This window comes from Sphingobacterium puteale (assembly GCF_050986225.1).
Lineage (GTDB): Bacteria > Bacteroidota > Bacteroidia > Sphingobacteriales > Sphingobacteriaceae > Sphingobacterium > Sphingobacterium puteale.
The window spans coordinates 6,424,086-6,441,018 of sequence record NZ_CP158959.1 but is presented as its reverse complement, the minus strand read 5'-3'; the positions used below and the strand labels follow the sequence as shown (position 1 = coordinate 6,441,018).

General features: G+C 40.9%; 13 protein-coding genes. 4 read left to right on the top strand and 9 right to left on the bottom strand.

What is annotated here, in order from left to right; all coding sequences use genetic code 11:
* Positions 1-41: 41 nt before the first annotated feature.
* On the top strand, positions 42-836 hold the full coding sequence (cdaA, locus tag ABTV71_RS26670; RefSeq protein ID WP_181390572.1) for a diadenylate cyclase CdaA: 795 nt from the start codon (positions 42-44) through the stop codon (positions 834-836).
* A 142-nt stretch (positions 837-978) separates the two neighbouring features.
* Here the strand turns inward: cdaA and ABTV71_RS26665 are convergent, their stop codons facing one another.
* The 5 genes from ABTV71_RS26665 to ABTV71_RS26645 form a co-directional block, all read right to left on the bottom strand.
* On the bottom strand, positions 979-1,824 hold the full coding sequence (locus ABTV71_RS26665) for a DUF2911 domain-containing protein (RefSeq protein WP_121120805.1): 846 nt from the start codon (positions 1,822-1,824) through the stop codon (positions 979-981).
* A 233-nt stretch (positions 1,825-2,057) separates the two neighbouring features.
* Positions 2,058-3,350 carry a sugar MFS transporter gene (locus ABTV71_RS26660; protein ID WP_433901651.1) on the bottom strand — a complete coding sequence of 431 codons (1,293 nt, stop codon included), beginning with the start codon at positions 3,348-3,350 and terminating at the stop codon, positions 2,058-2,060.
* Between the two features lie 281 nt (positions 3,351-3,631).
* Positions 3,632-4,057 carry a hotdog fold thioesterase gene (locus ABTV71_RS26655; protein ID WP_121120801.1) on the bottom strand — a complete coding sequence of 142 codons (426 nt, stop codon included), beginning with the start codon at positions 4,055-4,057 and terminating at the stop codon, positions 3,632-3,634.
* Positions 4,023-4,571: a DinB family protein gene (locus ABTV71_RS26650; RefSeq protein WP_104383679.1), complete on the bottom strand. Its 549-nt coding sequence runs from the start codon at positions 4,569-4,571 to the stop codon at positions 4,023-4,025. The genes ABTV71_RS26655 and ABTV71_RS26650 overlap by 35 nt, the downstream gene beginning before the upstream one ends.
* Positions 4,552-5,781 (bottom strand): sensor histidine kinase, encoded by a 1,230-nt coding sequence (locus tag ABTV71_RS26645; protein WP_433901650.1) that lies wholly within the window; start codon positions 5,779-5,781, stop codon positions 4,552-4,554. The genes ABTV71_RS26650 and ABTV71_RS26645 overlap by 20 nt, the downstream gene beginning before the upstream one ends.
* 119 nt (positions 5,782-5,900) lie before the next feature.
* Here ABTV71_RS26645 and gltX point away from each other — a divergent pair, with 119 nt between their 5' ends.
* Positions 5,901-7,421, top strand: coding sequence for a glutamate--tRNA ligase (gene gltX, locus ABTV71_RS26640; protein WP_433901649.1), 1,521 nt, complete (start codon positions 5,901-5,903; stop codon positions 7,419-7,421).
* 51 nt (positions 7,422-7,472) lie between these two features.
* On the opposite strand, the gene ABTV71_RS26635 is transcribed toward gltX, so the two are convergent.
* Both ABTV71_RS26635 and ABTV71_RS26630 read right to left on the bottom strand, forming a co-directional pair.
* A complete protein-coding gene (locus ABTV71_RS26635) occupies positions 7,473-9,050 on the bottom strand; it encodes a hypothetical protein (RefSeq protein WP_433901648.1) in 1,578 nt (525 codons plus the stop codon).
* A 6-nt stretch (positions 9,051-9,056) separates the two neighbouring features.
* Positions 9,057-10,106, bottom strand: a complete 1,050-nt coding sequence (locus tag ABTV71_RS26630) for an HlyD family secretion protein (protein ID WP_121120792.1) — start codon at positions 10,104-10,106, stop codon at positions 9,057-9,059.
* A gap of 277 nt (positions 10,107-10,383) precedes the next feature.
* Here ABTV71_RS26630 and ABTV71_RS26625 point away from each other — a divergent pair, with 277 nt between their 5' ends.
* Complete coding sequence (locus ABTV71_RS26625; RefSeq protein ID WP_433901647.1) at positions 10,384-11,193, top strand: helix-turn-helix domain-containing protein; 810 nt, start codon at positions 10,384-10,386, stop codon at positions 11,191-11,193.
* 5 nt (positions 11,194-11,198) lie between these two features.
* On the opposite strand, the gene ABTV71_RS26620 is transcribed toward ABTV71_RS26625, so the two are convergent.
* Together ABTV71_RS26620 and dapF are read right to left on the bottom strand one after the other, a co-directional pair.
* Positions 11,199-14,084 carry a DEAD/DEAH box helicase gene (locus ABTV71_RS26620; RefSeq protein WP_433901646.1) on the bottom strand — a complete coding sequence of 962 codons (2,886 nt, stop codon included), beginning with the start codon at positions 14,082-14,084 and terminating at the stop codon, positions 11,199-11,201.
* A gap of 184 nt (positions 14,085-14,268) precedes the next feature.
* Positions 14,269-15,048 carry a diaminopimelate epimerase gene (dapF, locus tag ABTV71_RS26615; protein ID WP_433901645.1) on the bottom strand — a complete coding sequence of 260 codons (780 nt, stop codon included), beginning with the start codon at positions 15,046-15,048 and terminating at the stop codon, positions 14,269-14,271.
* A 230-nt stretch (positions 15,049-15,278) separates the two neighbouring features.
* Between dapF and ABTV71_RS26610 the strand changes: the two genes are divergently transcribed.
* Positions 15,279-16,835, top strand: coding sequence for a Do family serine endopeptidase (locus ABTV71_RS26610; RefSeq protein WP_121120783.1), 1,557 nt, complete (start codon positions 15,279-15,281; stop codon positions 16,833-16,835).
* Positions 16,836-16,933 lie beyond the last annotated feature (98 nt).

The following is a 16,933-nucleotide window of genomic DNA, read 5'->3' as shown; positions in this document are numbered from 1 at the left end:
TAAAAATACGAATAATATCTATTTTTTTTTAACTTGCATATATGGATGGAATCGATTATAGCTTGTTTAGTGGCTTTCGCCTATTGGACGTTATCGATATTATATTGGTGGCGATTATTATCTACTATATCTATAGTCTGATTCGGGGTACCATTGCGGTGAATATCCTGATCGGGGTGGCCTTATTTTATGGGGTTTATATCGTCGTCAAACAGATGCACATGCGTCTATTGACCGAGATATTCGGCGGATTTATATCCGTAGGTTCCATTGCGCTTATCGTGGTATTCCAGCAGGAAATCAGGCGCTTTTTGCTCCATGTGGGCAAGAATATATCGATGAAACGAAAGAAGGTCTTCTGGTCTTTTTTAGGGAATAAAAAAGCTATACAGAAGGATTTGACCGAGGATTTAAGGCCAGTTGTGGAGGCTTGTAGAAGCATGTCGCGTACACGCACCGGGGCTTTATTGGTTTTCTCAAAATATTTTGATGAGGAATATTACCAGAGTAGCGGTGAATATATTGACGCTCATATTTCGAAGCGGTTAATCGAGAGCATCTTCCATAAAAATAGTCCCTTGCATGATGGTGCCGTAGTGATCGTCGATTTTAAAATTATGACTGCTTCCTGCGTACTTCCACTGTCGGATAGTGAGGATTTACCGCTACAGTTTGGGTTACGACATCGTGCGGCGATCGGGGTGACCGAAATCTCCGATGCCATAGCGGTCATTGTCTCTGAAGAAACCGGAGAGATCTCTTTTGCAAAGGACGGCAATGTGAACATGAATGTTTCGCCTGAGGAATTGGAACAACTGCTCAAAGATGAGTTATAAAAATGACGTTGGCCAAGAGTAAAGCGAACTCACTGCCAATTGAATATTTGAAGGGAGAGGCCGGAGTACACGAATGAAATTAACAAAAAGCGGGGTATCCAAAAGATTAGATACCCCGCTTTGCTATCCGTTTATCACTGCTTTATTTTTTTGCCGCATTGATAATCTGCGTATTCAATTTGATGTATTCGCTATTTTTACCTTCCGTAGCGACTTCGACCCCTTTCGTGGCCGTTTCTATGGCACCTTTTTTATCGCCGGCTTTGAGTTGCGCTTTCGCCTTCCAGTACAATACATGGGCGGCTTTAGGCTGTGCTTTCGCCGCTTCGTCAAACCAAGCTAATGCTTTCTTCTCGTCTATGTTATTGTTGAAATAATATTGGGCAGCAGCGAAATAAGGCTTTTTCTCACCTTTCATTGCTTCCTCAATGGAGGCGATGATTTTTGCCTGTTGATTGACTTTAAGAGCTACTTTTATTGCTGTTTTCTCCCATGCAAGATTTAATATGGCATCTGTTGGTGTGACATTGTCGAAAGAGATCGTAAAGGTTTCAACCGGACTGCTTAAATTCTGTGGTTTAACATTGAAACGAAGTGCATCTTCGGACTGATTATAGGTGTAAGCACCCCATTGTTTGGTATTCTTGCTGATAATTACAGTCCACTCGTTCTTGTTAGGGATGGTGAATAATGCATAGGTTCCTGCAGCGAGTTTATTTCCGTTGATTGTAACATCACCTTCAAAGGTCAAGGTTGTATTGGTATTGGCACCTGTACGCCATACCTCATTGTAAGGTACAAGGTCACCAAAGATCTTACGGCCGTTCATGCTCGGACGGCTGTAGCTGAGGGTTACATTTTCAATCCCTAGTCCCTGTGTAACTGTTTGGGCACTACTTGCTGCCGGAAATTTTAACTGGGCATAGGATTCATTGGCAGTAAACATTAAGGCTGCTGCAAATGCAATGGCAAAGAATTTCTTTTTCATTTGTTCGATAATTACTTTTTGGGCCAATTAGCCCGGTGATTTATGAATATAGAATTTTGCTAATTAATGGCTAATGCTTTTTTAGTTCGTATAAAGCATGTCGCATAATCTGTCATCGAGTAAATCCGAGCTGCAACTGAACTTAGATTTATCTCTTAAAAATAGGAAGAATTTCACAAAAAAGGGCATCTATTTTTAGGTGCCCTTTTTTGTGAAATTCTTCGGTACTTTTCTTACGCTTTTTTTCCAATTTTATGACCAGCTATTGAAAAGTACATGATATATAAATATCCGGGAATCATGGCATAAAGGAAGGCATGTTGAAAATCAATATGTAAGTGATCTTTTAGATAACCATAGACTAAAGGCCAGATTGCACCGCCCGCGATTCCCATAATCATAATGGCCGATCCGGTTTTTGTGAATTTTCCTAGCCCTTTGATTCCCAATGGGAAAATTGCAGGCCACATTAAGGAGTTTGCAATTCCTAATAAAGCAACAAAGACGAATGATGTGGTTCCGGTTGTAAAAACAGATATAAGCGTAAATGTAATTCCTATAATGGTACAGATGCGTAGTGCCATTTGTTGAGATACATATTTAGGGATCGAGATGATACCGATAATGTACCCGATCAGCATACACGAAAGAGTAAACGCTGTAGCATATGTTGTAAAGAACGGAGCTACTTTCAGCTCACGTGCGTAGACACCAATGATATCTCCCGCCATTACTTCGACAGCAACACAAAAGAAAATGGCCAGTGACCCTAAGAATAGGTGTGGGAACTGAAAGATCGAGGTCTTTTTCACTGCGACATTGCCATTTTCTTCGCTACTTTCTTCTTCAGCATCAACGTCGACTTCAGGAAGATGTGTGAATTTTAAGAAAATTGCGAAAGCAACAAAGATTACAGCAAGGGAAATGTAAGGGGTGTGAACACGTTGGAGGAGATCATCTAAAATGGCATTTTTTTGCACTAGATCAGTGGTAGCTTCTAATTTTGCGGTCACATTTTGCGCATCTTTTAAAAAGAGTGTTCCAAATAATATCGGTACGATAATTCCTGCAGATTTATTAAAGAATCCTGCTATCGAGATCCGTTGTGCAGCACTATCTATTGGACCAATAATACTTAAATAGGGATTGACAGCCGTTTGAAGAAGGGCCATACCCGATCCCTGAATAAATATTCCCGTTAAAAATAGGCCATAACTTCTGCTATCGGCCGCAGGGATAAAAATCAAGGATCCCAAACCTAATATAACAAGACTAACAACCAGGCCATTTTGGAAGCCGATTTTTTTAATAATAACTGAACTTGGAAGGGCCAGAAAAAAATAGGCAATATAAGATGCGAAGGTTACAAAAAATGCTTGTAAGTCTGTTTCTAAATTACAAGCAATCTTTAAGAACGGGATTAACGTTCCGTTTGCCCAGGTAATAAAACCGAGGATAAAAAATAATCCACAGCAAATGGCCATAGGGCGAAAAGCTGTTTTACCAACGTTAGGATTAGTGGTCATGTTTTATTTTATATATTTAGTTAAGTTATCGTTCACGGATTTGTCAATCAGTAAAAAATAGCTTTAAACAAACGATTGCATGCTATTTTTGTTGATTTTTAAAATATCCATCTTACAAGACTACTTAATTTTCTTGAATATCGGAAATAAATAAAGCGGGATTTTGATAATTATTTGGCAAAAAAAAGAAGAATAAATTGTGAAAATTATTCTTCTTAGCTTGTAAATATTGTTGATTTCGAATTACATGGAACTGGTAAATCGAGTTAGCAAACCCGGTCTTATTTGGGCACGATAGCTACTGTAAGTCTAGAGATACAATTCAACTTATTGAAGCGGTCATACATTTTTATCTCCCAGATGTGGGTCGATCGGCCAATATGAATAGGACTGCATTTTGCCGTAATGATTCCACTGCTTACCGGTCGGATGTGATTAGCATTGACTTCGAGCCCTACACCGCGATATTTATCTGGGTCGACGACCAAATTGGATGCAATGCTTCCTAGCGATTCTGCGAGTACCACCGATGCCCCACCATGTAGGATACCATGAGGTTGTTTCACTTTATCTGTGACGGGCATGGTCGCCGTAATGCTGTTGTCATCTATTTCGGTAGCGCTGATTTCCAATAATCCGGACAGATATTTATTGAAAAAGACATTTATTTCCTCAATGTTGTAAGGCTGAAACCAAATTCTTGACATCGTCTGAGTTTAAATAACGTTCCTGAATAATAATGCGGTGGTGATTAAGATGTCCAGCAATCACATATAATAATGCTTTGACACTGGTCAGTCGCTCTGAGGCCATGCCTTTGCGCTCTAACTCTGCATCGTTGAAACTGTTGAACAGCATGAGGTTGGCCTTGCGCAGATAAGTAAACTCTTTGCTTAGGCTTTCCAAGGTACGGTCATTGTAACGGGAGTGTTGAATAAAGTAGTCCTGATCATAACCGGCCAGCTCTTTCAGGTCGTTGCGTGAAAATCGTAATGCACGGTAAGCCATGATGCGCTCATTGTCAATAACATGACCGACCACTTCTTTGATTGTCCATTTGTCTTCGGCATATTTGAAATTACCTCTCTCTTCGGGGATGGTATCCAGAAATGCTGGAAAAGAGAGCGTTTGTTCTTCCAATACATCTAATACGTTGTCGACTACAGTCTCAATATAGGGAGCATATACTGCCGGATATTCGTCAGATTTGAGTGGCTTCATATTTTAAGTTGCTTTTTAAGATTATTCGAAATGTTGTTCCTTTACCTATTTCAGATTCTTTAACAAAGATTTGTCCTTGATGATACCGCACCATTCGTTTGGTTAAGCTAAGGCCGAGTCCCCAACCTCTTTTACGTGTTGTAAAACCCGGCTGGAAGACAGATTCAAAATTTGATCTTGAAATTCCTTTGCCCGTATCACTAATGTCTATAAAAATTTCTTCTTTCGCAATATTTTCTGAAATATTAACAGTTATCTTTCCTTCTGTGCCAATTGCATTTACGCCGTTTTTCAATAAATTTTCGATAATCCAGTCAAAAAGTGGAATATTAAGTTTGGCTTCCACATGGATATCTCCCGTTAATTCGAATGTAATTTTATTACTTGTCCGTATCCGGAAATAATCCACGTAATTTTTGATGACCTCATAGAGATTGTGATTGGTCAGCACAGGTGTTGACCCTATTTTTGAAAAGCGATCGGCGACGATCTCCAATCGTTTAATATCATTTTCCATTTCATTCAGCGTATCGTCTTCCTCAGCATCAAATTTGATTCGAATCAGCTCCAGCCAGCCCATTAATGAAGATATGGGGGTCCCCAATTGATGGGCGGCCTCTTTTGTTAGTCCCACCCAGACAAGGTTCTGCTCGGATTTTCGAATGGAATTGAAAACGGTATAAGCAATAATCAGGAAGAGGGCGATCAGCGATAACTGAACATAGGGGAATACACGTAATTGCTGTAAAAACCAAGAGTCTTTATAGTAAACATGCCATTTTTGACCATTTTCCAATTCCAAAGTAATGGGTGGATGACTCTTTTTCATAAAGGCAAGCTGTTTCTGGAAATAATTTGGGTCATAATCCAGCTGCTTTGTAACGCTGTCATTATGGATTGGCTTGATATTGGTCTTGGTGGAATCCAGATTGCGCCAAAAAATAATATCGTCTTTATCGTCGGTGATGATTGCAGGCAGATTTAAACTATCTCTAACAGCATAGATGAATGTAATGAATTCATCGTCCACATCGGGCATCGTCATAATGTTTTTGGTACTCATTGCCCATACTTCGGCTTTGGAACGTTCGGCATGTGCAAGGTTGCGGACAAGGTAATTGGTATAAACCAATGAGGCGATGGCGATAATTGCCGCAAAGATGAGCAAAATAAATTTCCAGCGTTGTTGGCTTATCTGAGAGGGTTTCATGATTCCGTAATTTGTACTCTAGCGCAAATTAATGAATAAATGTCTGTTTTCTGCACTTTTATTTCAGCTTAGAACTCATCCTGTTATCCAAATCAAAAATTTTGTGGTAATTTTGCGGCATGAGTTCAGAAAGAAGAGTAAGAGTGCGCTTTGCACCGAGTCCTACCGGTGGTCTTCACCTTGGGGGCGTACGTACAGCTTTGTTTAATTTTCTCTATGCACGTCAGCATCAGGGGGATTTTATTTTACGTGTCGAGGATACGGATCAAACTCGTTTTGTCCCGGGAGCCGAGGAGTACATCAATGAATGTTTGGCCTGGTGTGGCCTGACTCCAGATGAAAGTCCGTTAAAAGGTGGCCCATATGGCCCTTACCGTCAAAGTGAACGAAAAGCTTCTTACCGCCAATATGCCGAACAGTTAATCAAGAATGGCTACGCTTATTATGCATTCGATACCGCAGAAGAGCTGGAAGAACAACGTAAGCTGCAACCTAACTTCCGTTATAGCCATGAAAATCGGTTACAATTGCGCAATTCTTTGAGCTTAAGTGAAACTGAAACGCAACAATTACTGGATGCGGCAACACCGCATACCATCCGGATAAAAATTCCGACAGACGAAACGGTGTCATTCACCGATATGATCCGTGGGAAAGTCGCCTTCGATACCAATATAGTGGATGATAAGGTGCTGCTTAAAGCCGACGGAATGCCAACGTATCACTTGGCTGTCGTTGTGGATGATAAGGCGATGGAGATATCCCATGTCTTCCGTGGTGAAGAATGGTTACCTTCTGCACCGATCCATATTCTATTATGGGAATACCTTGGATGGGCTGATAGCATGCCACAATGGGCACATTTACCACTTATCCTTAAACCTGATGGTAATGGAAAATTAAGTAAACGAGATGGTGACCGTTTAGGATTTCCTGTATATGCCATGAATTGGACGGATGCTAAATCTGGTGATACAACAAAGGGATTCCGTGAAATGGGATTCCTGCCAGAAGCTTTTGTCAATATGCTTGGTGTGTTGGGTTGGAACGATGGGACAGAACAAGAACTATTTTCTTTAGAGGAGCTGATCCAAAAATTCAGCGTCGAGCGCATTAGCAAAGCTGGAGCAAAGTTTGATTTTGAAAAGGCAAAATGGTTCAATCACGAATGGATTAAACGTTCTTCAAGTGATTCTTTATTACCTCAGATCAATGATCTATTGGCTCAGCACCAAATCAAGGTAGAGGAAGGTTATGTGAACCGTGTATTGGCTGCTGTCAAAGAGCGATTAACTTTTGTAGAGGATTTTTGGACTCAGGCTTCTTTCTTTTTTGTACAGCCAGCCGAATACGATCTGAATGCGGTAAAACCAAAATGGTCTGCGGAGAAAACCGTATTTTTTGAAAACATCATTCCGTCATTTGAAGGTTTTACGGAATGGAAAGCAGCCGAACTCGAGTCTTTCTTTAAAGAAGCAATTCAAAACTCAGGAATGAAGATGGGGGAACTGATGATGCCATTCCGGATTATGCTGGTAGGTGGTAAGTTTGGTCCCGATGTGTTTCAGATCGTGGAATTACTTGGTCAGAACGAAGTTATTGAGCGTATAAAGCGAGCTCTTCTAGCGTTTAACGCCTAATAAATATTACCGTATCGAAAAGCTGTTGCAAACTCGTTGCAATGGCTTTTTTTATAAATATGGTATTCTCAGCCGCATGAACAATGCCTTGGCGGGGGCAAATAGAAAAATGATTAAGGTAATGGCTCCTCCCAAGATCCCGAGATAGGTAAAGATTTCCATATTGCTGATCAGGGATGCCTGCTGGGTAATTGTTGTCTGAAGACTCTTACTGGCAAGATTAGTTGCCAATTGATCACCGGATGTCCCCAGGTGTTTTTCGACCAAAGCACTCCAATAGGCAACTGTGATCGGACTGCTCGTATTTAAGTGTTGTTCGATCTGGATAAAATGTTTTTGGTTTAAGGTGTAACTGATGTTTTGAATCAGCGCAAAGCCAATATTGGTGCTCCAGAATCTAACGGTCGTGCCCATTAAACCTGCATTGCCCACATGATGTGGAGCAACCCCTGTTATAATATAGATCACAAGTGGGGTAAACAGCCAGCCCTGTCCGATTCCCTGAAGAAATAGTGGCAGGCCTATTGCCCAAACGGTGGTATCGGGATAAAACGTAGGGACAAACAAAAAGCAAGATGTGGTCAATATCAGGAAGCCCAGTCCGAAAATGTATTTCGGTGATACATTGCGCAATAAGAGTATTCCTGAGCTACCCACTCCCACGATGGTCCCCAGTACATTAATGTATTGGATGTCGACAATGTAATGCCAGGGCCACCGCCATACATTGGACATGACAGTGTAGACATTGTTGAGGCTGCTCCGGATCAGATAAAATAAAAAAAATAGGATAACGCCAAAAATAACGTTCTTATATTTCAAAATTTCAAAATGAAACAGTGGTCTTCTTACGAGATATTGTTTGATGACAAAAAGCGCCCCGAAAATTAGGAAAAGTGCGAAGTTAATTGCGATCGTGTTGTTTTCGAACCAATAATATTTACGACCATAAATCAACACATATGCCCCACAGCTTAACGAAAGCAGCAGAAAGAGACAGCTGGCCAGATCCAATTGATAAAGTGGGAATTTCCGGCTTAATCGCCTGTTGTTCAAAAATAGTAAAGCGATCCCGATGACCATCAAATGCCAATAGAGCACAACATGAATCATATCTTCCCAACCATAATCCATAATACTTTCTTTTAAGAGGGATGTTGTTATTGTTCCGCCTGTCAGCATAAAAGTATACAGGAAGAAATAGGCAATGGTGCGGCTTTTGGAATGCCTGATCTGCATCATCAGCAAGGGAAGAAAACAAGCGCCTTCAAGTATACAAAAAATACCCTCGATCACCCTGAGCACGGCAATGAGGAAGGGATCTCTGGTTATAGAAATGGCCAATAAAATGAGGATGGATACCGTGCAGGTCAGCAGGATATATGTCCTTACCCGAAAGAAGGCAAATAGCCTATGAAAGATCAACAGGGCTGCGACAATAGCACCATACATTAATGAAAGAAAATACTGAATATCTTCCATTTCGATCGCTAACGTAGAAGCGGTAAAAGCGGTGTTCGAATGAAACAGGGACATCAGCATGAGATGTGGAAACATGGCCAACATCATCATGGGAAGTTTAATCCATTCGGGAACCCAGCGGTAATATAAAGATTTGCTTGAACTCATGAATAGTTAAGATTGGTGGGCTGCATGTACCACGACATTCATTCCTGCACGTAGTTTTGTCAAATCCTGTTTTGGTGCAAAGACAATTTTGATCGGTATGCGTTGTTCGATTTTAACAAAGTTTCCGGTTGCATTATCTTGGGGTATAACCGAAAATCTGGATCCTGATGCCGGCGAAAAGGAATGAATTTTTCCCTTCAGATGTAATTTCGGAAAAGCGTCCACCTGTATGGTGACTTCGGTTCCTTCGCTCAGGTCCGCTAATTGTGTCTCTCTAAAATTGGCGTTAATCCATTTCTCTTCGCTGACGACATTGACTAAAGTCTGTCCCTCTTTAACAAATTGGCCCGGTTGGATCGTTCTTTTTCCAACAAAACCGTCATAAGGTGCGGTCACTACGGTATAGGACAGGAATACTTCGGCATTGCTTTTTGCTGCTTTTTTTAAATCGATATTTGCTTTGGCAGGTAGTTCGCTAGCTTTTTCTTTTCTTGTATTTAACTGTGCCGAGTTGTATTCTTCCTGAATAGCATTGAGCTGAGCCAAAGAAATGTCATACGCTGCCTTGGCATTATCGTATTGTTGTCTGGTTGCGGCATCTGCTTCATACAAATTTTTAAATCGCCTGTAGTCCTGTTCAGTTTGCCATACACTTACTTTGGCTGCTTCTAATCTAGCTTTTTGGACAGAAATGCTATTGGCAGTGACATTTGCGCTTTTGGCAATCACTTCGGCATTCCGCTGACTGTTTCGAAGCTCGGCATTCGCCATATCTAATTTGGTCTGATACTCGCTGGCATCTATGCGTAATAATGTGTCTCCACGATGTACATATTGATTTTCTTCAAACCTGACTTCCTTCACAAAACCTGATATCCGACTTGCTACTGGCGTTACATATTGGTCAACCTGAGCGTCGTTGGTCGTGACATGTTGACTTGTAAACAACAGATGTTTGCCCAAAATACCGATTCCGGCAAGGAGCAGGACCACGGCAAATACAACTAAAACTTTATTAAACCCTTTTGTTCGGTCTTTATTTTCTTCTGTACTCATTATTATTTTTACGAATATTTTAATGTTTTTCCATCTATGCTCCACTTGATCTGCCACCTGCGGTCTGTATGATAGGCTCCCAGTATCTCAAGCGGCAATTTCAGAATATGCTGACAAATTGTTGTTGAACCGGGATCGCCCGGATACGTTGTATAGGCTTGAGCATGGAGGGAAACTTTGCACAAAGATACGGCCGGCGGGACGAGTTTAGTTTTGTATAGTCGGACGGATATTTGTTCATTTGCGCCATATGGTAAAAAAAGTGTAATTTTAAATTATGGAACAGGAACAACTGGTGGCTATAGATGACGACCGGAACGACTTTTATGTTTGGCATACCCATGTAGACCGGATTGATCCGCGTGAATATATACACCGGAAAGCGCGCTTACTGTATGCTGATGGCGGTATTATACATGTGTTTACTGCGATGAAGCATTGGTATCTGCCGGGCCGGTTTTATATGTGGATTCCTGCAAATACGGCCTACCACCTAGAAAGTTCCAGTTCCCGTATTCACCTGTATAGTTTCTACTTTAAAGAACAGTCAGACGTTCATCCTGTTCTGTTGGAACCGAACATATTTTTGAGCAATGACCTGATGCGGGAGATGTTTTTATTTGCGCAGGATTGGGAAGGTGGGATAGGTAAAAAAAGCAATTATGCTAGGTATTGCTTATTACGGGCAATGATGGCTATTATTCCGGAGATGAGTCCGCCGATAGATGCTTTCCCCATGCAGCATCCCTATCCTAAGAATGAAAAGCTTCGGCGTATAGCGCGGTATCTAAACTCGAATATTGATCAAGCTTTTACAATCGATCAGGTAGCGGCACAGTTTGGCATGAGTAGCCGGTCCCTTTCACGGCTGTTTAAGGAAGATATGGGGATTAGCTATATCCGTTTTTTGAGAGCTATACGCATAGCGAAAGCATTAGAACTGATGGCTGAGAATACTTATTCTATCCTGGAAATTGCGATGCGGATCGGCTACAATGAACTATCGTCATTCAGTAATATCTTTATGCGTGTTACGGGTATTCGTCCCTCGGTCTATATGTCAAAAATTAATGAATATAAAAATTGATCATATTAAGCCAGAAGTTCGTGCAGATCTTCCTGAGAAAGTGATTTTATAAAGCTTTCTTCTGTTGTAATGAGGCTCTGTGCAATGGATTTTTTTCGGTTCTGCAATGCCAATATTTTTTCTTCTACAGTGTCTTTACTAATAAATTTGTAAATAAATACGTTTCGCGTCTGTCCGATGCGATGGGAACGGTCTACTGCCTGTTGTTCTACGGCAGGATTCCACCAAGGATCCAAGATAAAGACGTAGTCTGCTTCGATCAGGTTAAGACCAACACCGCCGGCTTTGATTGATATCAAAAAAAGTTTGGTGTTGTTGTTTTTACGGAACTGGCTAACGGCTTCGTCACGATTTTTAGTTCCACCATCCAGGTAGGCATAGTTTGTTCCTTTCTTATCAAAATATTGCCTGAAGATATTAAGCTGTTTGACGAATTGGGAGAAAATAAGAACCTTGTTTCCTCGCTGCATCACCATTTCAAGGGTTTCAATAACAGCTTCAAATTTTCCAGAATCACCAACAAAGTTCTCGTCGACCATTCTAGGATGATTGGCTAACTGGCGAAGCTTTGTCAATCCCTGCAATAAGGCAATTTGGGTTGACTTTGGCTTGTTGTCCAATTGCCCGTCGAGAATGGCATTGCGGTACTCGGATTTGACCTTTTCATAAAGTTCCGATTGCTTATCGGTCATTTCACAATACAGCACCTGTTCTGTTTTTGGGGGCAGTTCTGTTGCGACCTGATCTTTTGTTCGCCTTAAGATAAACGGTTTGACAATCGCCTGAAGACGTTGCGCTTTTTCTTCATCCTTTTTCTTTTCAATGGGTTGCACAAATTCTTTTTGAAAGTAGGTGTAACTTCCCAATAACCCGGGATTGGTAAAATGCATTTGTGCCCAAAGATCAGAAACAGAGTTTTCAACAGGAGTCCCGCTTAAAGCCAGTTTATTTTTACTTTTCAGACTTTTTATGGCCTTAAATGATTTTGAGGTCGGATTTTTAATATTCTGGCTTTCATCTAGGATTATGTAATTGAAATAAAATCCACTCAATATTTCCTCATCAATACGTGCTATGCCATAAGTGGTAATGACCAGGTCATACTTAGCAAATAGTGTGGCATCTTTAATACGGTTATTTCCCGTATGCAAATGAATCTTTAGCTGTGGGGCAAACTGGTGTGCTTCCTTTTGCCAGTTGTAAACGAGCGATGTTGGCAATACCAGGAGTGAAGTGTGTACTTCCTGCTGATCTGTAAGCTGCTCTTTTTGTTGCTGCAACAGGGCTAAAGTCTGTATGGTTTTTCCCAATCCCATGTCATCTGCGAGACAACCACCGAATTTATACTGCTTTAGAAAGTTAAACCAGTTATAGCCTGCTTTCTGATAGGGCCGAAGATTTCCTTTGAAATGTTTTGGTTCCGGAATATCGGCAATTTCCTCAAACGTCGCGAGATTTTGCAATTTACGGTTGAAGACCAATTTGGTATGTTCGCTGATCTCAAAGAGCAGACCGATGTGTACTTTGTTTAATTTAAGTTCATGTCTATCGGCAGAAAACTGAAAGAGATGGTTGTATTGTGCAAACCATTCTTCAGGGATCATGGCGATTTCCCCATTAGGCAGGGTAAATTCTTTGATATTGTTTAGAATATGGTTTCGTAAGTTTATAAAAGGAATCTCGTAGGGACCGAATTTAGCAATGGCACTGATATCAAACCAGTCGTTATCTTCGTCAATGGCGATGTCCAATGAGGTATGTCCGATGAAAAAGCGTTTCTGTTCGCTGTTTTGTATGATTTCAAATCCCAAGTTTTTTATTTGTTCCTGATGATTATTTATCCAGTCGAATACAGAGATCCGTTTTCCGGACTGAATAGACGGGGCAAGTAGTCCCAGCTGACGGTCCAGATCTTCCAGCCCCATGGCTTTTAGATTCTCGTGCTGCTGTTCTTCCCATTGTAAAGAGCGTTTGACCCGATGGAAGATATATAAGTCTTTCTCTTCATGATATTCCATCCGGACAGTCACTTTATTTTCCGCTCCCGCAGTAAATGTATGTGGGCCATATCTGAATTGCAACTGTAATTGCGATGCGCCATCTTCTACATAAATTAAATGCAGCAATGGAATTGCTTGGTGCTGATGCGTTTGTATTTCAAAGCCTTCGGCATAAACATGATAACGTTCGATTAATCCACAGACAAAAGTTTCAAAATATTTTTTTTCGGTACTTCTCCCCACGGAAATGTATCGCTTATTGAGAAAGGGGCTAAGCTTTTTTCCTTCTAGCGCCTGATCGAAATAGTATAAGGTATTGTTTAAGAGTAGCCACGCCTGTGTATTGGTTAATACAATGGCATTTTTAAACATAAATTCCAAGCGTTGATTTTCGTACTTTATGGTTGGAAAGTAACGTGTTTCCTCATTACTTCGACGAAAATGAAATAAGATAGATGCAGCCGATGTCGCCAATTTTATTTCTTGGTCTGCCGGGTAACCGTCTTTGCTCATCATAAAGATCGGTTTATTTCCAATAGACTCGAAAAATTGGATCATCTTTTCATCAATCTTAGGTCGCAGCAGGTCGTAGAGCTTTTTGTCAAAGACTTTGGAGAAAAAATCTACAGGTCTGATTGCTTTTTTATAATATTTCTTGATGAGGTTTGTCTGTTCGATATCGTCGAGCAGTCGGATCAGCTTGTAATCTACCTCATCCAATTCTGCGGCATAGGCATCTACGGTATTGCTAAATATACGTTGGTATCGTAGGGAGTAGGTTCCGTTCGGATTGAGTTTGACCATGTGTGGCTCAATGAGATAGCCAAGATAGGGATGCTCACAAATAGAATAAACGATTTTATATATTGGAAATGACTTTGACTGTTGCATTAAAAATAGCGGGCCTTGTAAATAAAGGTATCTAATATACAATAAAATATACCATTAAACGTAATTTGCCGAATGAAATTTAAAAAAATGTAGATTACAGAAATAGCCTGCAATATTTTAGGTAATAAATTGGCATCGTATCAAGACTATATTGACCGGTGATAACAATATGTCTTTCCAAATACTAGAAATTGCCCTCAAAAACAAATTGAGCAGGGCCTTTGAGAAAAACATTTGTAAAGCTACTTCCTTTTTTATGAAAAGAGATATACAATTGTCCACCCAGCACGCGAATAGGGATAACGATCTCGCCTTCTAAGTTCATTTGTAGGGCCACTGCCATTGCAGCAGCGGTAGCACCGGTACCACAGGCGTAAGTTTCGTCTTCTACACCACGCTCGAATGTGCGCAGAAAATAACCATTTTCCTCCTTCTCGATAAAATTGACATTGATGCCATGGTTGGCATAAGTAGCGTTGTTGCGAATCGAGTAGCCATCCTGATAAACATTTTTTTCTTTTAGGTTTGTAACAAAGCTAACGTAATGGGGTGACCCGGTATGTAGGATGTAAGCATCGCCGTCTCGGCCAAACTCATACACGTCGATCATTTGCAGGTTGACAAGTTCTGCGGAAAGGGAAGCATGGTGTGCGCCGTCTACTGCCAAAAAGTCAGTTTTGTCAGTAATAATGCCTAAATCATGTGCAAAGGCCACGATACAACGTCCGCCATTGCCGCACATACTCCCCTCTCGGCCATCAGCATTATAGTAAATCATCTCAAAATCGTAATTTTCTTTGTTTTGAAGCAGCATGAGGCCATCGGCGCCTATTCCAAACCTGCGGTCACAGAGGTTTTTCACCAGAACTTCGTCCGCCCGGTTAAATGAATTGTCGCGATTATCGATTAGGATGAAATCATTGCCAGCTCCCTGATATTTTGAAAATCTTATTTTCGATGCCATTCTATTGATTTGAAGTAACAAAAATACGTTTTTTTGTTACAAAAAAGCGTTAGGAAGTTAAGATTTGTTAAAATTATTGCATTTGTCTAGCAATTAACATTTTTTAACGTGTCGGATTTTCCGAAGGCCTTTAAATGGTATTACATTTGAACATATCCGAATAAAATCGGTAATTTTAAGAGCAAAAATTATCAGCTTATATTAAGACATTTTAAAATAGAAATAAGTTTATGAATAAGGTCGGTTTAACGCTATTAACAGCTGTTTTCGGTGGAGCAGTAGCATTAGGTGGTTACAAGCTTATTGAAAATAAGAAACTTGATAGTATGTCTTTTGAAGACAAACAGAAAGTTTATTTTGCCAATAACCCTACAGGAGTCATGTCTTCAACGGGCAATCCTGATTTTACACAAGCATCTGCGGCGGTGGCTCCGGGTGTCGTACATATTAAGACAACATATAGTAGAAAGGGTTCGCAGCAATCACAAGGTTCTCCATTTGATATGTTTGAAGAATTCTTTGGTATGCCCCAAGGCGGGGGACGCCGTCAGATGCAGGCGCAACCTGTGCAGGCTTCAGGATCAGGGGTCATTATCTCTGACGATGGGTATATTGTTACCAACAATCACGTCGTAGAGGATGCGGATAAGATCGAGGTTGTGCTAACAGACAAGCGCACTTATGAAGCGAAATTGATCGGTCGCGATCCAAATACGGATATTGCTTTATTAAAAGTAGCAGGAAAAGGCTTGCCTGTTGTAAAGTTGGGTAACTCGGATAATGTAAATGTGGGTGAATGGGTCTTGGCCTTTGGCTATCCACTTGGGCTTCAATCAACCGTAACGGCTGGTATTGTCAGTGCAACAGGTCGTGATATTGGGATCTTAAGAGAAGGACAGCAACAACGTGGTAATCCTTTTGGCGGTGCTACTGAGCAGCCACTTGCAAGCTCTGCTATCGAGTCTTTTATTCAGACTGATGCGGTGATCAATAAGGGGAACAGTGGTGGCGCATTAACTAATGCCTCCGGTGAATTAATCGGTATCAACTCTGCTATTGCATCACCAACAGGTGTGTATGCAGGTTATGGTTTTGCTATTCCCGTCAATTTAGTGAAAAAGATTGTGGATGATTTCGTGGAATTTGGTAATGTAAAACGTGGCTATATTGGTATTAGTTATGTGCCGATAACGTCAGAACTGGCCAAAGAAAAAGGGATCACCGATGTTAATGGATTATATGTGGAGGACGCGGTAGCCGGTGGAGCTGCAGCAGCTGCAGGGATTAAAAAAGGCGATATCTTGACTAAGATCAACGGTAAGACCATCACGGGCTCTCCGGTATTAAGTGAAACTATCGGCCGTCTGCGCCCAGGTGATAAAGTAAATATTACCTACAAACGTGACGGTAAAGAAAAACAGGTCTCGTTGACATTGAAAGGTGAGGAGTCGCTAAAATCAGCTTCAGGTGCAAGTGGAAAAGCTTCAAAAAGTGCAACTGAAATCTACAACAAATTGGGGGCAAGCTTTATTCCTGCTTCTGCAGCGAAAAAGAAAGAACTGGGTGTAAACTCTGGTGTTGTGGTGACACAAGTAAACCGTGGTGGTATATTTGATTATTTTGGTGTAGAAAGAGGTTTGGTGATCACCGAAGTCAATGGAAAAGCTGTAAACAGTGTTGATGATGTAGAATCGGCATTGGGCGCAACACAGCGCAATATCGTTCGCTTAAAAGGTGTATCTCCACAAGGAGGTGCTGTCCAGTTGAGCTTCCCGGTAGAATATTAAAAATTGAATTAAGAATTGGTTGATTAATATAGTTTAGGTGGTTCTAGCCGTAAGGTTAGGCCACCTTTTTTTATTATTAAAGACCTTATTGGCAAGAG